We start from the raw sequence: 16,716 nt of genomic DNA, 5'->3' as shown, positions 1-16,716 counted from the left end.
TCAATAAATACACCTAGAATTTAAGGTCCATTCAAGACCTTTCTCATGCATGCTTAATACATCAATTCCGTATATCGTTTTGACGCATGGGCATTGCGTCAATTTTCAGAAATAGTGCCTTTAAGTCCACACTGTTGTCGCTCTGAACGTTATCAACAACGATAACCCTGTTCTTCCACTGTAAGCCGGTTGAGTCAGTAACCTTAGATAGCTCCTTAACCCCTGCGTTACCCCGTGCGCTGTGCATAGTGATCACTGATTTCTTGAAGTCATAACGTTGTAAGTATGCCCTTATGCTGAGTACCAACCCTGAATCTGAGTCAGGACTTTTTGGCGGAATAATCCTTGCCCGTGAACACCTCTGAAAGAATTGCCTGTTCAATGTAACTACGCTGCCCGGATTTAGTGGGCAGGCGAACGGTAAGGTGAATTTCGCTGGCCACTGGAACCTGAATGGTCACCCTGGGGTCCACGGAGGGCACTTCCAGGCTCCGCTTTGCGCCAACTTTATTCATGTATTTGCGCACCGACTCCAAATAAGGCTCGCAATGGCGATTGGCGGCAGCCAGTAACGCTATTTGGGCGGCGTGCCAGTCGTCTTCCCGCTTAAAAGGCACAACGAAAACGTGGAAATCCCAGTGGTCTGTAAAGCTCTCGTTAATGACCGGCTCAGACACGAACAGCGAGTTGGGTATTATAATCATCCGCCCGGTACGCTGTTGAGCTGTTTTGCCGGGGCCCACTTCAAGGACTGTCGTTGCCAAGAGGGTCTGATCGATGACATCACCCCGAAAATCTTTAATCTGGATGCGGTCGCCCAAATTGAAAGAGCCGGCTCCCCCTTTTAATATTGAGCCGGAAACACACATGATCAACTCTTTGGTGGCAACCACAAAAGCGACGGCGATCGCGACGATAGACAGGGCCAGAGATCGGATCTGGTCGCCCCATATTAGCGCCAGACCCAGTAATCCCAATAACAGGAAACCATTGCGAAAGTTCATCAGTAACCGGCCCCGCAACTCCGACGACGTGACGTGTCGACGAATAAAGCGAGCGGTCAGCGTCCGCAGAATAACGATGGCCAGTAACAACAATCCAGTGCTGATCAGCAGGCGCCAAATCGCGTCTGGCAACGAAAAATTCTGAGGCATCAGCGCCATAGTTTCGAGCATATTTTGGTCTCATGACAAGTAATTCAAAGGGGTATTGTCGGGGCAAAGCAAGGGCGTAACAAGCCGAGATTCACTCCCCGCTCTGCCCCTGTTATCGTCAGATCTTCAACATCGAAACCGAAGCGCGATATGACGCAGAGTTTTATACCGTAGCCGAGGTGCCACCCCTGGCTGCAGGTGAATTTAATCACCACTTTTGCCGCGGACCCAGCCACCGCCAGCAGTATTTTTCTGATCACCTTTACCAACATCATTGGCATGGCCCTGATGCGGTTCCTGGCAACCTTACTGGTGCTGTGAACAGGCTGCATTCACAGGGTAGTGCCAAATCCGGGCTACCTGGTCGGCATAGTCTTTCCAGCACAACGACTTTTCTGAACGCAGGCGCTGTTTCAGTTTTTCCAGTGTATCAGGTTGCCCTACCACCGAGGCAGGCAGGTACACCAGGCTCTGCAATAGCTGCTGGCGAGTACTCGCCAGCAAATTGTAATCCGACTTAGCATGCGGCGTTAGGCTCGCAGGAGCCACCGGAACGTTTTCCCGTACAGAGCGCGAATACCAAAGCGGCGGTTTCGACAATCCAGACAAACATCCCTATGTCTGGGCGGTGGCTTTACTGGTCGACGGTCTGTGGGCGCGTGTGCACAACACCCGTGACCAGGGCCGGGAATGGAGTAATCTGGGCCGGCTGGAAATATGGTTGCGCGAGCAGGGCATCTCGCGGTGGCAGGTTGTTAATGATTTAGAGGAAGTAGGCGGCAAAAGGATAGGTGACGCTTATTACACGCCACCGAAATAACCTTTATCCAATACCTTATTACGCCCGGTTTCCTTGGCTTCGTAAAGTGCATCATCTGCTTGTTGTATCAACACTGCAGGTGACATTTTTCTGGTGGGAATCAGACTACAAACTCCGGCGCTGACGGTGATCACCGGCGCCACATCCGAGAGCTCATGAACAATGCCCAGCGCCTGAATAGCGACCCGACAGGCCTCCGCAACCGCGGCCGCATTTTGGGTGTCCGGCAGCACCAGAGCGAACTCCTCACCGCCGTAACGTGCCGCCAGGTCGGTAGGCCTCTGTACTACCTGTTCCAATGCTTGCGCAACCTGTTTCAGACACTGGTCACCGAGCGGATGACCATATGCATCATTAAATGCCTTGAAGTAATCTATATCCAACATAACCATCGAAATTGGCTGACTCTGGCGTAAAGCCCTTGACCATTCCTGCTCAAGGTAAAGGTCAAAATGCCGGCGATTGGCAAGCCCCGTGAGGGCATCGGTCAGGGAAATCTTTTCTAGTTCGCGCTTGGTTTGGTTTAGTTCGGCGTTCTGTCGCAGGCTTCGTACCGCAAAGAACACCAGCAATACGATGAAAGAAAATCCGAATCCAATGACTAATAAAGGCAGATAGCCCCGTCTGGCACTCACAAACGTCGCCCCGGGCATGGCTTGAACCACCCAGTTTCGGCCCGCGACGGGCGCGAGAGGTATTTCGTGAATCAGGCTTCTGAGCCAGCGCTCATCGCTGGAGCGGCCAGTGCTGTATATCACGTCCTGGGCGCCATCGGTGCGATCCACAATCTGAACCAGAATGTTGCTGTCAATCGCCGTCGGAATCGACTGTTTAACCAGTTCACCGATCCGAAACACGCCGTTCATAAAACCATAATTGCGCGCCGCCCGGTCCTCTGGAGTGGTGTCGGAGGCCCCGCTGTACAAAGGTGCGAAAACCAGCAAGCCGTTTTGATTGTCCTGCTCCTGCAACAGCTCTATGGCAGCCGTCGAGACCATTTCCCCGGTCTCCCTCGCGGCCAACAGCGCCGTCCGTCGCTTGCTCTCGCTCGATAAGTCAAAGCCGATAGCTGCCCGATTATCCGCTATTGGTTCGATGAACTGCACAGGAACGAGCCAGGGCGGCGCTTCCGCTGGCAGTGCGCCTGCCGTTGCCGGAATCTCAGACAACACAAACCCGGGATACCAGTTCTGCTGCCGTTGCTCGAACCCAGCCCGGTCTTCCTGACTGACAACCGGCGACCAGGCAATCGCCTTGATGGCCGGAGAGCGCTCAAGTACTTGCCGGGTCAGCTTTTCAAAAAGCTTTGCATTCATCTCTGGCATCATGCCCACAGAGGCCTTCAAGGCGAACAGAATTTCAAGATTCAGCTGCACTTCACGCTCAAAGGCGGTCGCAAGCAGAGTAACATCTGCACGAAACTTTGCGGTGATGCTTTTGTTTTCTTCCAGATACAGGCTACGGCTAAGGGCGGCACAAAACCCCAAACCAATCAACGCTAGTAAAATCACCATTAGTGAGGGGTGCCGCTTCATAGAGTCCGAATCGCTATCCCATTCACTGTAGGGGCTAGATCATTCCTTGTTGTATTCAAAAAAAACCTCCATTCCCTTGTGAATTCGGCAGGTAGGCCCGCTTCGGCGACCACATAAATTAGAATGTTAGCAAATGTAACCAGGCGGAACACGGTGTTATTGAGTTGGTTAACAGATCCTCACTAACCGCTTGCGATCTGGCACCATGGGCCTAGGATAAAGGTAATCAGAGAAGGTATCTCACTGTGTGGAGGAAAGGGATATGAAATGGATTATCTTGATCATTATTGGCGCTGTTGTGGCCTTCTGGCTTTTTCGGGGCCGCGGTAGTAATCGCATTGAAGATCCTGAGGTGAAAATATTCGAGGAAAAGGATTACTACCTCACATCCGATGACAACTCATCCGATGAAAAGCCATCCTCTGGTGATAGTAACCCGCGTCACTGAGTTGTTGTAGGAGTGCACCCAACAATCCCAATAATTAGAAACTGTCTAAAAATTTCATCATTAACTGGCCTCGCAACTCCAACGACGCGACCTGCCGACGAATAAAACAGGCGGTCAGCGCCCGCAAGATAGACAGCCCCCGACACTCGTCGGGGGCTGTCAGGTCGTCAGGCGGGTGTCAGTCTTCTAGCGCTTCAATCGCGCGCTGACCCACTTCGAAGCCGGTTTCGGCGTTGACGATGCGAGCCAGATTGGCAGGCGTTTGCTGGTCTTTATCCAGCGCGTCGAACTGGCTATAGAAGATATCGCCATAGGAGGACTTCTGTTCGTACAGTGTGTCCAGGGTCGCCACGTCGCCGAAGTTAAAGGCGGGCTTGAACTGCTGATCTTTGAACACATTGCCTGGCAGGTCACGTCCGTGGGGTAGGTCGTTGGCAGAGTAGCTGAAACCAAAACCACCGGTTTCGTGATCGGCGGTCACCACAATCAGGGTGTCATCACGGCCTTCAGCCCAGCCCAGCACGTAATTCAGTGTTTCGTTTATCCGCAGCATTTCGTGCAGCATGGTGCCGGTGTCATTGTAATGCGCGGGCGGGGTCGTCCTTGGTCTGGGTTTCGGTGATGCCGTTGGGCAACGCCGAGTAGGCAAACAGGCCGAGGATTTTGCCATCGGCTTGTGCCAGCTGCGAGCGGTTGAACGCAAGGTTGTAGTTCTTCTGCTGCGCTTCGGTGATCAGGTTACGATCGTTTTTACGCTTTGACTTGATGCGCACGCTGCCTTCCGACAAGGTTTCCAGCTCTTGACGCGCGGCTGACTGTTCGTCATTGGCAGATTCCGGAATCCAGTAACGCAGGCCGTCTGACAACATAACGTCCACGTTGTTGTTCAGCAGATCGACCGCAATTTCATTTTCGAGGCTGCGATGGCTCTGGTGGGCAGCGAAACCAGCCGGGGTCGCATGGGTAATGCGGGTGTCAGATACCAGCCCGGTGGATTTGCCAAGTTTTTTGGCTTTTTCCAGAATGCTTTCCGCGCTGTTACCGTCTTTATCTGTGCCAATCATCTCGGCGCAGGCCAACTGACCGGTTGCCAGTTGCGTGGCGGAAGCGGCGGAATCCACCACCAGGTTGTTGTTGGCGTGGGTCATGGAAAGGCCCATGCGGCTGTTGGCGGCGATCCGGTCAAAGGCCGTGGTGCCGTCGGTGATCACCGAATTTGGCGCCTGCTTGGCGTACGCCAGTAGCAGACCGATTTGTTGTGGGCCCATACCGTCGCCAATGATCATGATGACGTTTTTGGCCTTTTTCGGTGGGTGTCGTTATATTCACAAGGCATCGTGCGGCCACATATTGCGACCGCCGATGTTTCTGCCCTAGCTGTCGTCTAAATGTTTACCCAGCATCGCGTGGTATAGCTCCCGGTCGCCGATGGCGCCGGTGATCTGACCGTTCTCCTCCACCAGCAGGCTATGACCGGTGAAGTACCGAATCTCCACGGCATCCCGTAAGGGGGTATCTGGTGCGATGCGGGTGGGCTGCTGGGCCAGGCTTTCGATGGCTTGACCTTCTTGCCAAAGCTGGGTCTGGAAGGTTTGGCCACCGCTGGTGACCACCGCTTTTTCCGCTACATCCGGTGTGTGTAGCCAAATGCCGTAACGTTTATTAATGCAACGGTTACCATTGGCGTCTTCCTGTATCTGCCCGATGGGTAGCGCCAGGGAACGCGCGGCCAGAACATTGAGCGGATTGGTGCTGGCAACAAAACTTTTGACGTAATCGTTCGCGGGTTGCAGCACGATGGCTTCCGGCTTGCCATGTTGAACGATCTGGCCGTCCTTCATGATCGCAATGTGCGAACCCAGCTTTAGTGCTTCATCCAAATCATGACTGACGAACACAATCGTTTTCTGCAGTTCTTCCTGCAGGGTCAGCAGTTCGTCTTGCAGCTGGTTACGAATCAGCGGGTCAAGGGCAGAGAAGGGCTCGTCCATCAGCAGAATTTCCGATTCCGTTGCCAAGGCCCGGGCCAGCCCCACCCGCTGCAGCATGCCGCCGGACAGCTCAGCCGGTCTGGACTTGGCCCAACCGGAAAGGCCAACCAGTTCCAATTGACGCGCGACCTTCTTGCGGCGCTCGGCCTTGCCCAGGCCTTGCAGCTCCAGACCAAAAGCGACGTTGTCTTCCACTGTTAGCCAGGGCATCAGGGCGAAGTTCTGAAACACCATGGAAATGCGACGGGTACGAATGTCCCGCTGAACTTTATCGCTGGCCTGGGTGAAATCCACCATCTCACCATCGTGCCGAATGCGTATAGCGCCACTGGTGACATCGTTCAAACCGTTAACACAGCGTAACAGGCTGGATTTGCCGGAACCGGACAGCCCCATCAGAACGCAAATCTCACCTTTCTTGACATTCAGGCTGGCGTTCTGCACACCGACTATTAATCCGGTCTGGTCACGGATTGCGGCCCGGTCCAGGCCCTGTTCAATCAACGGCAGCGCGCGTTTGGGATTTTTGCCGAAAACGACGTTTACATTCTCAAATTCGATCATGATGACGTCTCCTTAGCATCACTTTGGCGGAAGAACCGGTCCATCCAGATGGCCAACAGCACAATCGCCAGACCGGCTTCGAAGCCTTTGCCGATATCGACCGTATTCAAAGCCCGAACCACCGGGACACCCAAGCCATCGGCGCCTACCAAAGCAGCAATAACAACCATTGAGAGCGACAACATGATGCACTGGGTAATACCGGCCCCAATGGAGCTCATGGCAGCGGGTAACTCAACCTTGAACAACAGTTGCCGGTTGGTGCAGCCAAAGGCCTTGCCCGCTTCGACCAATTCTTTCGGCACTTGGGAGATGCCCAGGTGAGTCAGCCGCACCGGGGCAGCGATGGCAAAGATCACGGTTGAAATCACGCCAGGAACCACCCCCAGACCGAACAAGGTCAGCGTCGGGATCAGATATACAAAGGGTGGAATGGTTTGCATCAAATCCAGCACCGGCTGCAGAAATTTGTACAGCCAACGGCTATGAGCCGCATAAATGCCCAGAGGAATGCCGATCACCACACATAATAGGGTGGCGTACAACACCAGCGACAGTGTCGCCATGGTGTCTTCCCAATAACCAATATTCCAAATCAGCAAAAAGCTGAAGGCGGTAAAAGCGGTCAATCCCCAACGGCGATGACGAAGATGTGCCGCCACCGTAAAAAACAATACCAGAGCGCCAGGCGGTACCCATAACAGGGCCTCGGTCAGGCCGTGGATCATGCTACTCAGGGTATCGGAAACAGCGTCAAAAAAGCCGCTGAAATTGACGACGAGAAAATCAACAATGCCTTCGACGAAGTCGCCGAAAGGCAGTTGGTGCTCAGTTATCCAGCTCATGGCGTTCAGTCTTGTTGGGTGCGGGCCTTGGCCGACACCGGAAATGGGAGGTGTTCGTTACACAATCGGGCGCTCTGAACAGGTCAGTTCAGAACGCCCCCAAAGTGCTCGCTAAGTTAATCTCTAAATTATTCTCTACAAAATTCTCATCAGTGCTTTTTTCGGTGCTGTCTTCATTACTACTTCAGGGATGCCTTAACGGCAGGCAGCGCTGCATCGCCGTTCAAGGTCGTAACACCTTTGAGCCAGCCATCCAACACGGCCGGGTTGTTGGCGAGCCAAGTGTGAGCAGCATCCCGTGGCTCTTCGCCGTCATTCAGAATGGTGCCCATCACTTCGTTTTCCATGGGCAGTGAAAACGTCATGTTCGTTAGCAGCTTGCCCACGTTCGGGCATTCGTTCAGGTAATTCTTGCGCACGTTGGTGTGAACGCTTGCGCCGCCGTAGTTGGGACCAAAGAAATCGTCACCGCCGTTCAGGTAGGCCAGGTCATGATTGGCGTTCATGGGATGCGGTTCCCACCCCAGAAATACTACCCATTCATTACGACGAACTGCGCGGCCCACCTGGGACAGCATGCCCGCTTCGCTGGACTCTACGAGCCGAAACTCACCAAGACCGAACGCATCTTGGCCGAGCATGTCCTGAATCAGGCGGTTGCCATCGTTGCCGGGCTCAATGCCATAAATACGGCTGTCAAATTGGTCGGCGTGCTTGGCAATGTCGGCAAAACTGGTCACACCGGCATCGTAGACATACTGCGGTACCGCCAAGGTGTATTTGGCGCCTTCCAGGTTAGTGAGGATGGTTTCAACATCACCACTTTCCAGGTAAGGGCGCACGTCTGCCTCCATGGTGGGCATCCAGTTGCCCAGAAACACGTCAATGTCTTTGTTCTTAAGCGACCGGTAAGCCACGGGCACCGACAGCACTTTCGCTTCCGACTCGTAGCCCATGCCTTCCAGTACCTCGGAGGCCAGGGCGGTGGTAGCAGTGATGTCGGTCCAGCCAACATCGGCAAAACGAACGGTTTGACATTCGGTGTTCGGAGCCGCCACGGCAGCGCCGCTAATAGCAAGGCCAGCACAGGCCAAAATAAGTTTTTTCATTTGTCGTTCTCTTTTATGGATTGTCGGTCACAGCGTCAGCGCTGTGCATTTTTCCAATCAGGGTGCCCGCACAGGGTAGTTTTAGGCCACGGGTTTGATCCGCGCATTAAAGATGGTGGGAGCTGCTTTTGGCGCCTCGCTCGGGGGCGAAGCAAATGCAAATAGCGCTCAGATTCGAACGATCACCCAAAAAGTTGAACAAGCGTTCAATGAATATAGGTTAATGGTATGAAGCCTAAATATCAAACGCGTAAAAAAAAGCCAGAACAATAAGGGCTTAGCGTTAAAAGCGGTTAAAAGCGGTTAAAAGCGGTAGAGCAGCATAGAAAATTATTTAGAAGACAAAGAAAAGTAACGTTTGATTATTTTCGCTTTTGCCGGTTTGTGGAAGTTGATTTTTGTACGGTCGCCGTCCACATGCGAGACCAATCTGGGGTTCATCACCGCAAACCACAGTGGCGGGATGTAGGCGAGAATAAACATGCCGAGGTAACCGTTCGGCAGCGTCGGCAAATTGTCGAAGTGGCGTAAAGACTGATAGCGACGGGTCGGATTTGCGTGGTGATCCGAGTGACGCTGCAAATGGAACGTCGCCCAGTTTGAAAAGATATGATTACTGTTCCAGCTGTGGTGGGGCTGTGTTGGCTCGTAACGACCGTTTTCACGTTTTTTGCGCAGCAGACCGTAGTGCTCGATGTAATTGGCAGAGGTGAGCTGGAACATTCCCCAGAAGGCGATTGCGATAATAAAGGGCAGAACCTCAATGCCGAGCAGAGCGACGGCGGTCCCCCATGCGAATGCGGTGATTAACGCCGGTTGCAAAATCTCATTGTTGAGCGACCAAACCGGCTTGCCAGCTTTGTTTAATCGCGTTTTTTCAATGTCCCACGCGCGAAAGAAGGCGCCAGGAATTTCGCGCAACACAAACCTCCAGATTGTTTCGCCCATGCGTGATGAAGCCGGATCTTCCGGGGTTGCAACGTCACGGTGGTGGCCTTTGTTGTGCTCGACAAAAAAGTGACCATAGGCGCAGGGCGCAAGAATGATCTTCGCCAACCAGCGCTCCATTCTGGTTTTTTTGTGGCCCAATTCATGGCCCAGATTAATGGCCGTGCCCTGAAGCGTGCCGATCACAAGCACGGTCGCGATCATGCCATGCAGGGGGGCTTCTTGAGTGCCCACAAACCAAACCCCGAGCGCCCACATTGCCCAAAGCACAGGGACCAGTAAGTAGGTGACATAGCGGTAGTAGCGATCTTGCTCTAGCTGCGCCACAACCTCTTCTGGCGGGTTGTTGGTGTCTTCGCCGAGCACCATGTCCAGAACCGGAATCACCACGAAATAAAATGCCAGCGGAGCCCAAAGCCAGAGCGCATTGCCGGTGACGAAGAATAGGCCGGGGCCGACAAGGGCTAGCATCGGTACCAGCACGGACAGGGCCCATAAATAGCGCTTACGATCTCGGTAGATCTCGCCTGATGGAGCAACAAAGACACCAGCTTGGTTCATGTTACCGTCCTCATAGGGATTGGGGGGATGTCGCCATATTGGCCCCTTCCGCCGGCGTCGGTCACCGCTATAAGTGGCAATTAATCGTCAAATAGTGCCATTATAATGATTGTAAATGGGTGCAATGCAGGAAGCGTATGGCGTTATTGGCAACGGAAAGACTTCGACCCGCGATACACCCGACCTATGCGCGGTTGGTGTGCGCGTATTTGCATCAACAGGGCTTTGATAACGAGACGATTCTGCAAGGTACGCGGTTGCACTGGGACCAATTATTGGGCGGGAATCGCTACCTCAGTCTTGAGCAGCTTGCGCGTTTATTGCGGCGTGCCACAGCGCTAACCCGAACGCCGTGGCTGGGCCTTGATATCGGCGGCATTACCTCGGTTTCTGCCCATGGTGCGCTCGGTTACGCCATTGTGTCGGCGCCGAATCTTCGTGTGGTGTTACACACTCTGGCGCGCTTCACCCGCTTGCGTTTTCAGTTGGTGAACGTCGTTATTTCTGAAACGGACGAATACTTTACGGTGAGCATGGAGGAGCTGTCAGACCTTGGCGATGTGCGCGAATTTGTCTATAGCGCGCTACTGGTTACCTATCTTCAATTGGTCGACACCGTGACCTCTCAGCGCTTGCGCAATATTCAGATTGAATTGCCGATACCGCACCCGCAATGGGCAGACGTTTACCAACAGCGTTGTGGTTGCCCGGTGCTGTTTGATGCGCCGGTGTTTCGTTTGCAAATGCCAGTGAGCGTGCTTGATACACCTTGCCTGACCGCCGATGCCGGCACCTTTCGCACCGCACTGCGTGATTGCGAAAATCAGCTGCGCCAGCTCGATAACGGCGGCGCGTTGAGCCAGCAGGTGAGTCATTGTTTGCTGAATAGCCCGGAGGGCTACCCGAGCCTTGACGATGTGGCGTCCCGATTAGCTATGTCGCGACGCACGTTGATCCGTAAATTAAAAACCGAGGGCACCAGCTATCAAGAGCTGCTGGATGGCGTGCGGCAAGAGCTGGCTGCCTGGTATCTGTTGGAAACCACTGTCGCGGTTGAGCAGATCGCGGAACGACTGGGTTATCAAGACACCTCTAACTTTAGCCGCACCTTTCGTCGCTGGTTTGGTGTAACCCCGCAGGCCATGCGTGGCGGGGGCTTAAACTAGCCTGCTAATAGCTTTTCAAGCAGCTCATCTATTTCTTTTTTAAGATTTTTATCGTCAATTCTGTCAGCGCTGATTTTCGCATTTTCAAGATTTTTGATCGCTGCGTCAGTCTGGCCTAATTCGATTTGCATTGTAGCCATGGAAAATGCGATGGATGACATATGGTCTTTCGAATCCATAGTGATGGCTTTCCCCAGGGCTTTTTCGTAGCCAGCCAGAGCATCCTCTATCTCTTCTTCAAAGTCGGCCAGAGTTTCCCATTGTTCCGGATGATCTTTATCAGTGTTTTCGTTATCGATGCAAACCGCTTTCAACTCTGCATAGAGCGAGTTGAAGGCCTCTCTATCGTCTTTATCGGCAGCCTTCATTAGCTTTTCAGCTAACTCATAGACGGACTTGTGTATTTTGGTATTAATCATTACGAACCACCTGCTGCCGATGCCTGTTGCAATAAAAATCTAGCTGAATTGCTTACTTCGTAGGCGCCTTTGCAAAGCGCAGGTAAGGCAATTTAATGTCGAGCTTGCCGAACTTCTCTTTTGCCTGCTCATCGTTCAGAGCCAGCCCTACAATCACGTCCTGACCGGGAACCCAGTTAGCAGGCGTTGCGATACCGGCACCGTCTGTGATCTGGACAGCGTCCAGCGCACGCATGATTTCCGCGAAGTTGCGACCTACAGACATGGGGTACGACATGGTCAGGCGAACCTTCTTGTCCGGACCAATAATGAACACCGTCCGTACGGTAGCACTGTTGGCAGGCGTACGATTGTCGGGCATATAGGCGCCGGCCGGCAGCATGTCGTAAAGTTTGGATACCAGCAAAGACGTGTCATCAATAATTGGGAAGTCGGCAGCCGCACCGGAAAACGCTTCGATATCGCGCTTCCACTTCATGTGCTCTTCAACGTTGTCTACCGATACGCCCATCACCTTGGTATTGCGTTTGGCGAACTCAGGGACAAGCTGAGCAACCGCACCAAATTCGGTGGTACAGACCGGTGTGAAATCCTTTGGATGTGAAAACAGGATCGCATAGCTGTCACCAATCCACTCGTGAAGCGTGATCTTACCGTCTGTGGAATTCACAGTGAAATCTGGAGCTACATCGTCGATACGAATAGACATAATTGTATTCCTTGGTTGTTGTGACGAAGCAGCAGCGACTAAACCGTCACTCTGCCTGCTCTGGTTAAGCTGCGTCGAAATCCAGGGGACGAATACCGCCCGGGTTGATCGTACTGCGGGCCACCCAAGAATTATACATAGTTTGCATCGCCAAGCGGATCTCTAGGTTCGCTGGTCAAGCGGCACATCGTCGTACCAGTCCTCCATTGTGTCGTACATCTCACCCTTGAGGATGTAGTAGGGCGCTTTCTGGTAGATCTTGATGTCGTGAAAAGGGTCAGTGAGAATCTTGGTCATCCACACCAGGCCGGACTGCACACCCATGAGTTTGAACAGATGTAGCGTTCTGAACACCACGGCACCCAGGCCGACGAACAGCCATATCAGTGCGGTGCTGCTGATGAATCCAACCAGATCCGTTGCCGGGGAGAGCAGGCCGAGCAGATCGGGGCTCAGCAGCAATGCCACCGGGGTCAGTGCCCAGACCGATAGCAGCACCACCTTGCGGTTGAGGTTGTAGCCCACTTTCACACGTTCCTTGAAGTCGTGGCTGGCCTTGTTCACCTCATCGTAAGTCTTGGGTTCAAAGAAGAAATGACCGGTCTGGCGCAGTGTCATGGCCAGTAGCCAGCCAACAAGAGCCGCTGCCGCCGGATAAAAAAACACCAGGGCATAGCTGATCAGAAAACAGCTGGCGCTGAGCAGGTGCAAAAACTGGTTGATCCGGTTGTGGTGATAGTAGCGGTGATCGTCCCACCGCTGTTTTTGTAATTCCTCACGAAATGTCATGGCAGCGTCCTTATACATCAAGTGTTGAAGTGGGTTCTTTGGAAAGACCGGGATCGTGCAAAGGTCGGGCTGGCAATGGGTGGCCTGACAACAGCGCTTCACCCATCCTGACTGGCTCACCTTCGGCGATTCCGGGGCTTAGCTGGTATTGCTCTGAGGCAAAAACAAGGATGGTAGAGCCGTGCTGGAAGTAGCCCATTTCCTGGCCTTTGCGCAGCGTCGCATTGCACGGAATCAGGTTGGCACCCCGGTATTTCAGATCCAGCGGCTTGGCCAGAAAATGAAATTTCATGCTGGCCACCAGAATGGCGGCAACCGGCACCAGCGTCAGGCCGTAATCTGAACGGCCAAACTCCAGTTCCAGAACCGCCCGCTCGTTTTTGCAAAACAGTTTTTCGACTTTTTTCAGGGCGATGGGGTTCACGTTCCAGGTGTCCCCGGACACATAGTTCACCCGGCGAATCTGGCAGTCTACCGGCGCATGAAATCGGTGATACATGCTGGATTTAAGCCGCAGGGTGACAAACTGGCCGTTGCGGTAGCGCGCTGCCAGCCTGGCATCCGGGATCAGTTCTTCCAGGGTGTAGGGAAAACCCTTGGCCTGGAACAGCCGGTTGTTCCGAATGCGGCCGCAGGCGCCAACGATGGCGTCGCACGGGCTGCTGACAGTATCCAGCCGGCTGTCTAGCGGGCGCAGGCCGGGTTTGAGCTGCCGTGTGAAGCACTCCTGCAGGCTTTTAAAACGCGGGTTTTTAGCGTCCTGTAATCGGAGGTCGTCACAGAAGCACTGCCAGATGGCAATGGATAGCCGGGTCAGGGCGGGGCTTTCAATACGGCTGAACCAGCCCATAAAAAAGGTGAGCCAGCGCCGGGGCAGGCGGTTGGTCAGCAGAAAATTCAGTTGTTCGCCGGTGGTTAAACCAGGCGTTGTCTTTTTAACCGAACTCACTAAGCTACCGTCACTTCAGCGTGAACCTGTTCCGGGTAGTCCAGCCCCAAATCCTCAAGAAATTTCCGCATGATGGGTTCTGCCTGGAACCGGGCAGCGCGTTTGCGAGCATTCTCGGCCATAACATTGCGGTCGGTCGAGGCGCTGAAGAAATCCACAACGGCTTCGGCCATCGTGTTTACATCCTCCGTCAGGTAACCGCTAACCCCGTGCTCAAGGATGTCTTTCGGCCCCTTGCAGTTGTAAGCCACTGCGGGCATGCCGTGGGTGAAGGCTTCAAGCAGCACGTTGCCGAAGGTGTCAAAACGCGAGGGAAATACAAACAGATCCAGCCCCAGATACAGTGACGCCAGTTGCTCCCGGGTTTGCCAGCCTAAAAATACGGCATCTGGCATGGCTCGCTGAAGGTCGTCGCTGGCAGGGCCTGAACCGGCCACAACGATTTGCAGGTTGGGTAGTGAACGGCGCGCCTCCTGAACGATTTCGGGCAGATCGAAAATGCCTTTTTCGCGGCTTAGCCGGCAAGCAATAAACAGCACCGGTGTTTTGTCGTTGGCGCCTGGAATCAGGTCCGACTTGCGGACAGGTTGCACCTGGAGGTCCCGCGGGGCGGTGTGGTGGGCGGTCAGGAATACCCGGTCTTCTGGCAGCTGCATTTCATGACCGGTCAGCCAGTCTCTGTGTTCACGGTTGAGCACGAACACACCGTCAAACCGTCTGTAAAGCGCCCGCATCAGGCGGCGAACCCGGTCTCTTTCGTGCTGATTCAGATGGGTGGTGTGAGCTATAAAATCAATCCAGTCTGTGTGCATGAAGAAGTAGCAGGGCACGTTGAACATCTGTTGCAGAAACAGGGCAACCAATGCCATGGGGCCTTCGGTGGAGCAGACAATCCGGTCGTAGCCGCCTTCATAGAATATTCGGGCAATTTCCATCACATCCGGCACCCGCAGGGTTTGATCGCCGAAGGGGTGCAGGTCAATGTCCGCAATAGGCCGCACCACGCTGAGGTGGGGCTCGGGCACGGCGTCGGAATGGCAGATCAGAAAATCAAGCGGCAGGTTGGTGCGTTTGATCTCTTTGAGCTTCCCGCTCAGCGAGGTGGATACGCCATTTTTATCCAGCAGCGTGTCGGTCAAACACAACGCCCGCCGGGAGTGCTCGTTTTTGCCAAGTTGCCGGGCGAACCGGTTGAGCAGATCGCGGTTCTGATACAGCACGCGGGTTGAGGCAAGAGTAGACCCTGCCAGTACGGTGCTGATCAACACCGGGAACGAGAGGCTGTCCAGAACCTCGGCCAGGTTAATATTGCTCATGTTATCCTGGCGCTTGCCGTCGCCCAGAAACAGGGCCGTGAGCTGGCTGGGTATTTCCAGTTTGCGGGTTAGCTCCTCGGTGGAAAAATCTTTCAGGCTGGGGCCCTGATGCTTGTCTACCGCTTTGCGAACCCGTTTGGCAATCAGGTGGTTCAGGTGGTTGAACAGCTCGCCGATGATCTGGTTGACGGTGTCCACAAACGCTTCGGGATGGTTGCGCTTGCTGTCGGCGATTTTATCCAGCTGGGTAATGCAGAACGCGTAGTCTTTCGACGCCTGCCATTTCAGAAACCGCTTGGGCTTCTTGCCTTGAAGTGCATCGTGTATGAGCGCGAAAAACACGGTGGTTTTCTTGTGCTTCTGCATTTCCAGAAACAGGTTGGCGACCATAAAGCAGCCCATCTTGTCCCAGGTAGACCCGCGGTGAAGGAGAATTCGAAGCAGGCCCGGGTCCTTCAGTTTGGTGGCCGCCTGGGCGAAGTAATCCAGCAGGGCAATGTTGAGTTTCTGGTTCTCGCCAACGTTGCCGAAAGGCGCGACCTGGCCGTTGCGCAGCGCTTCCAGTGCCAGATGGGATGCGGGTTGGGTTTTCAGGCGTTGTTGCAAATCGGGCACGTAAAGCTGTGAGCCGCAAAGGCCGGCAAAAATGCCGGTGTGGTCGTCAGAGCCGCCCGTCACCACTTTGGGCTTATCCGGGTTCACCCCAAATTCTGAGGGGTCCAGCTTGTGCTTGCGGGCATAGGCTCGAATGCGGTCTGGCGTCAGGCTTTGCACCCAGTTCAGTGTGAGTACGCTCTGCCATAGATCGCGCTGGCCGTTCAGCACTTCAAAGCGCCAGAACATCACCGCCAGCTTTTCGAACAGGCACAAATCAATCCGCTCGTTGCGGCTGTAAAAATAGAGCGGGTGGGGCAGAATCACCGGGATATCGTAACGGGCGGCGTAGCGTAGAAAGTCGTAGATATTCTGGCGCTTCTCGTTAAGGAGTACTTCCTGTTCGCGGGTGAAACCGTAAGTGAGCACGTGAATAAACAGATCGTACTCGGGGAAGAAACAGGTGAACTCGCAGCCCACCAGCACATCCACGCCTTTGTCTTGAAGCGCCCAGCAAGACCGCGCGTTGTTGTGGTTGGTGACGGTCACCACGGAACTGCCGTTCTGCCCCAGAACCTCCATCAGTTTCTTGGTTTTAACCCAAGTTTCGGGCAGGCGCAGTATTCGGCCCCAAAGTTCGTCGGGCACGTCGCTGTTATGGTCGTGGCAGTGAAAGTCGATCTGCAGGCAGTTTTCGGGCTCGAAACGCCGGGCCTGCTGACTGAGAAAGTCGTCAAATTCTGCTCTAAGCCCAATACGGAACTGCGGTTCGCCGTTGCTCTGCCATTGCATAGTCATA

18 protein-coding genes are annotated in these 16,716 nt (G+C 54.0%); 4 read left to right on the top strand and 14 right to left on the bottom strand.

Annotated features, from left to right (window positions below):
* Window positions 1-320: 320 nt before the first annotated feature.
* Window positions 321-1,175: a mechanosensitive ion channel domain-containing protein gene (locus tag MIH18_RS03700; RefSeq protein ID WP_249008528.1), complete on the bottom strand. Its 855-nt coding sequence runs from the start codon at window positions 1,173-1,175 to the stop codon at window positions 321-323.
* 177 nt (window positions 1,176-1,352) lie between these two features.
* On the opposite strand from MIH18_RS03700, the gene MIH18_RS23910 reads away from it, so the two are divergent.
* Window positions 1,353-1,475, top strand: a complete 123-nt coding sequence (locus MIH18_RS23910; RefSeq protein ID WP_283164108.1) for a hypothetical protein — start codon at window positions 1,353-1,355, stop codon at window positions 1,473-1,475.
* Here the strand turns inward: MIH18_RS23910 and MIH18_RS03695 are convergent.
* Window positions 1,461-1,703 carry a hypothetical protein gene (locus MIH18_RS03695; RefSeq protein WP_249013960.1) on the bottom strand — a complete coding sequence of 81 codons (243 nt, stop codon included), beginning with the start codon at window positions 1,701-1,703 and terminating at the stop codon, window positions 1,461-1,463. The two genes, MIH18_RS23910 and MIH18_RS03695, sit on opposite strands and share 15 nt — an antisense overlap.
* Window positions 1,704-1,782: 79 nt before the next feature.
* Between MIH18_RS03695 and MIH18_RS03690 the strand changes: the two genes are divergently transcribed.
* Window positions 1,783-1,974, top strand: a complete 192-nt coding sequence (locus MIH18_RS03690; RefSeq protein WP_249013959.1) for a hypothetical protein — start codon at window positions 1,783-1,785, stop codon at window positions 1,972-1,974.
* Here the strand turns inward: MIH18_RS03690 and MIH18_RS03685 are convergent.
* Window positions 1,956-3,488, bottom strand: a complete 1,533-nt coding sequence (locus MIH18_RS03685; RefSeq protein WP_249013958.1) for a diguanylate cyclase — start codon at window positions 3,486-3,488, stop codon at window positions 1,956-1,958. The genes MIH18_RS03690 and MIH18_RS03685 overlap by 19 nt on opposite strands.
* 283 nt (window positions 3,489-3,771) lie before the next feature.
* Here MIH18_RS03685 and MIH18_RS03680 point away from each other — a divergent pair, with 283 nt between their 5' ends.
* On the top strand, window positions 3,772-3,957 hold the full coding sequence (locus MIH18_RS03680) for a hypothetical protein (protein ID WP_249008531.1): 186 nt from the start codon (window positions 3,772-3,774) through the stop codon (window positions 3,955-3,957).
* 178 nt (window positions 3,958-4,135) lie between these two features.
* Here MIH18_RS03680 and MIH18_RS23905 read toward each other — a convergent pair whose 3' ends face one another.
* The 6 genes from MIH18_RS23905 to MIH18_RS03655 all read right to left on the bottom strand — a co-directional run bounded on the left by MIH18_RS23905 (window position 4,136) and on the right by MIH18_RS03655 (window position 9,975).
* Window positions 4,136-4,522, bottom strand: a complete 387-nt coding sequence (locus tag MIH18_RS23905) for a hypothetical protein (RefSeq protein ID WP_283164831.1) — start codon at window positions 4,520-4,522, stop codon at window positions 4,136-4,138.
* A 10-nt stretch (window positions 4,523-4,532) separates the two neighbouring features.
* Entirely contained in the window at window positions 4,533-5,243 is a 711-nt protein-coding gene (locus MIH18_RS23900) for an alkaline phosphatase (RefSeq protein ID WP_283164830.1), read from the bottom strand.
* An 87-nt stretch (window positions 5,244-5,330) separates the two neighbouring features.
* Window positions 5,331-6,512 (bottom strand): choline ABC transporter ATP-binding protein, encoded by a 1,182-nt coding sequence (choV, locus tag MIH18_RS03670; protein ID WP_249013957.1) that lies wholly within the window; start codon window positions 6,510-6,512, stop codon window positions 5,331-5,333.
* On the bottom strand, window positions 6,509-7,357 hold the full coding sequence (gene choW / locus MIH18_RS03665; protein WP_249008534.1) for a choline ABC transporter permease subunit: 849 nt from the start codon (window positions 7,355-7,357) through the stop codon (window positions 6,509-6,511). Before choW ends, choV begins: the two co-directional genes overlap by 4 nt.
* 179 nt (window positions 7,358-7,536) lie before the next feature.
* Window positions 7,537-8,466 carry a choline ABC transporter substrate-binding protein gene (locus tag MIH18_RS03660; RefSeq protein ID WP_249013956.1) on the bottom strand — a complete coding sequence of 310 codons (930 nt, stop codon included), beginning with the start codon at window positions 8,464-8,466 and terminating at the stop codon, window positions 7,537-7,539.
* A gap of 330 nt (window positions 8,467-8,796) precedes the next feature.
* A complete protein-coding gene (locus tag MIH18_RS03655; RefSeq protein ID WP_249008536.1) occupies window positions 8,797-9,975 on the bottom strand; it encodes an alkane 1-monooxygenase in 1,179 nt (392 codons plus the stop codon).
* A gap of 137 nt (window positions 9,976-10,112) precedes the next feature.
* On the opposite strand from MIH18_RS03655, the gene MIH18_RS03650 reads away from it, so the two are divergent.
* Window positions 10,113-11,141, top strand: coding sequence for an AraC family transcriptional regulator (locus MIH18_RS03650; protein ID WP_249008537.1), 1,029 nt, complete (start codon window positions 10,113-10,115; stop codon window positions 11,139-11,141).
* Here MIH18_RS03650 and MIH18_RS03645 read toward each other — a convergent pair.
* The 5 genes from MIH18_RS03645 to MIH18_RS03625 all read right to left on the bottom strand — a co-directional run bounded on the left by MIH18_RS03645 (window position 11,138) and on the right by MIH18_RS03625 (window position 16,715).
* Window positions 11,138-11,560, bottom strand: a complete 423-nt coding sequence (locus MIH18_RS03645; RefSeq protein ID WP_249008538.1) for a tetratricopeptide repeat protein — start codon at window positions 11,558-11,560, stop codon at window positions 11,138-11,140. The genes MIH18_RS03650 and MIH18_RS03645 overlap by 4 nt on opposite strands.
* A gap of 52 nt (window positions 11,561-11,612) precedes the next feature.
* A complete protein-coding gene (locus MIH18_RS03640) occupies window positions 11,613-12,269 on the bottom strand; it encodes a peroxiredoxin (protein ID WP_249008539.1) in 657 nt (218 codons plus the stop codon).
* A 162-nt stretch (window positions 12,270-12,431) separates the two neighbouring features.
* A complete protein-coding gene (locus MIH18_RS03635; protein WP_249008540.1) occupies window positions 12,432-13,058 on the bottom strand; it encodes a hypothetical protein in 627 nt (208 codons plus the stop codon).
* Window positions 13,059-13,068: 10 nt separating this feature from the next.
* The gene (asd, locus tag MIH18_RS03630) at window positions 13,069-14,007 is read right to left on the bottom strand and encodes an archaetidylserine decarboxylase (RefSeq protein ID WP_249013955.1); all 939 of its coding nucleotides are present in this window, start codon (window positions 14,005-14,007) and stop codon (window positions 13,069-13,071) included.
* Window positions 14,007-16,715, bottom strand: a complete 2,709-nt coding sequence (locus MIH18_RS03625; protein WP_249008542.1) for a glycosyltransferase — start codon at window positions 16,713-16,715, stop codon at window positions 14,007-14,009. The genes asd and MIH18_RS03625 overlap by 1 nt, the downstream gene beginning before the upstream one ends.
* Window position 16,716 lies beyond the last annotated feature (1 nt).

It is taken from the genome of Marinobacter sp. M3C, assembly GCF_023311895.1.
GTDB lineage: Bacteria > Pseudomonadota > Gammaproteobacteria > Pseudomonadales > Oleiphilaceae > Marinobacter.
The sequence above is the reverse complement of the archived record's forward strand: the minus strand, read 5'-3'. Positions and strand labels throughout refer to the sequence as shown.

What these genes read in the sequence shown, in the direction of transcription:
- MIH18_RS03700 (WP_249008528.1), bottom strand. Translation starts at nt 1,175, where the DNA reads ATGCTCGAAACTATGGCGCTGATGCCTCAGAATTTTTCGTTGCCAGAC.
- MIH18_RS03685 (WP_249013958.1), bottom strand. Translation starts at nt 3,488, where the DNA reads ATGGTGATTTTACTAGCGTTGATTGGTTTGGGGTTTTGTGCCGCCCTT.
- MIH18_RS03680 (WP_249008531.1), top strand. Translation starts at nt 3,772, where the DNA reads ATGAAATGGATTATCTTGATCATTATTGGCGCTGTTGTGGCCTTCTGG.
- MIH18_RS23905 (WP_283164831.1), bottom strand. Translation starts at nt 4,522, where the DNA reads ATGCTGCACGAAATGCTGCGGATAAACGAAACACTGAATTACGTGCTG.
- MIH18_RS23900 (WP_283164830.1), bottom strand. Translation starts at nt 5,243, where the DNA reads ATGATCATTGGCGACGGTATGGGCCCACAACAAATCGGTCTGCTACTG.
- choV (WP_249013957.1), bottom strand. Translation starts at nt 6,512, where the DNA reads ATGATCGAATTTGAGAATGTAAACGTCGTTTTCGGCAAAAATCCCAAA.
- choW (WP_249008534.1), bottom strand. Translation starts at nt 7,357, where the DNA reads ATGAGCTGGATAACTGAGCACCAACTGCCTTTCGGCGACTTCGTCGAA.
- MIH18_RS03660 (WP_249013956.1), bottom strand. Translation starts at nt 8,466, where the DNA reads ATGAAAAAACTTATTTTGGCCTGTGCTGGCCTTGCTATTAGCGGCGCT.
- MIH18_RS03655 (WP_249008536.1), bottom strand. Translation starts at nt 9,975, where the DNA reads ATGAACCAAGCTGGTGTCTTTGTTGCTCCATCAGGCGAGATCTACCGA.
- MIH18_RS03650 (WP_249008537.1), top strand. Translation starts at nt 10,113, where the DNA reads ATGGCGTTATTGGCAACGGAAAGACTTCGACCCGCGATACACCCGACC.
- MIH18_RS03645 (WP_249008538.1), bottom strand. Translation starts at nt 11,560, where the DNA reads ATGATTAATACCAAAATACACAAGTCCGTCTATGAGTTAGCTGAAAAG.
- MIH18_RS03640 (WP_249008539.1), bottom strand. Translation starts at nt 12,269, where the DNA reads ATGTCTATTCGTATCGACGATGTAGCTCCAGATTTCACTGTGAATTCC.
- MIH18_RS03635 (WP_249008540.1), bottom strand. Translation starts at nt 13,058, where the DNA reads ATGACATTTCGTGAGGAATTACAAAAACAGCGGTGGGACGATCACCGC.
- MIH18_RS03625 (WP_249008542.1), bottom strand. Translation starts at nt 16,715, where the DNA reads ATGACTATGCAATGGCAGAGCAACGGCGAACCGCAGTTCCGTATTGGG.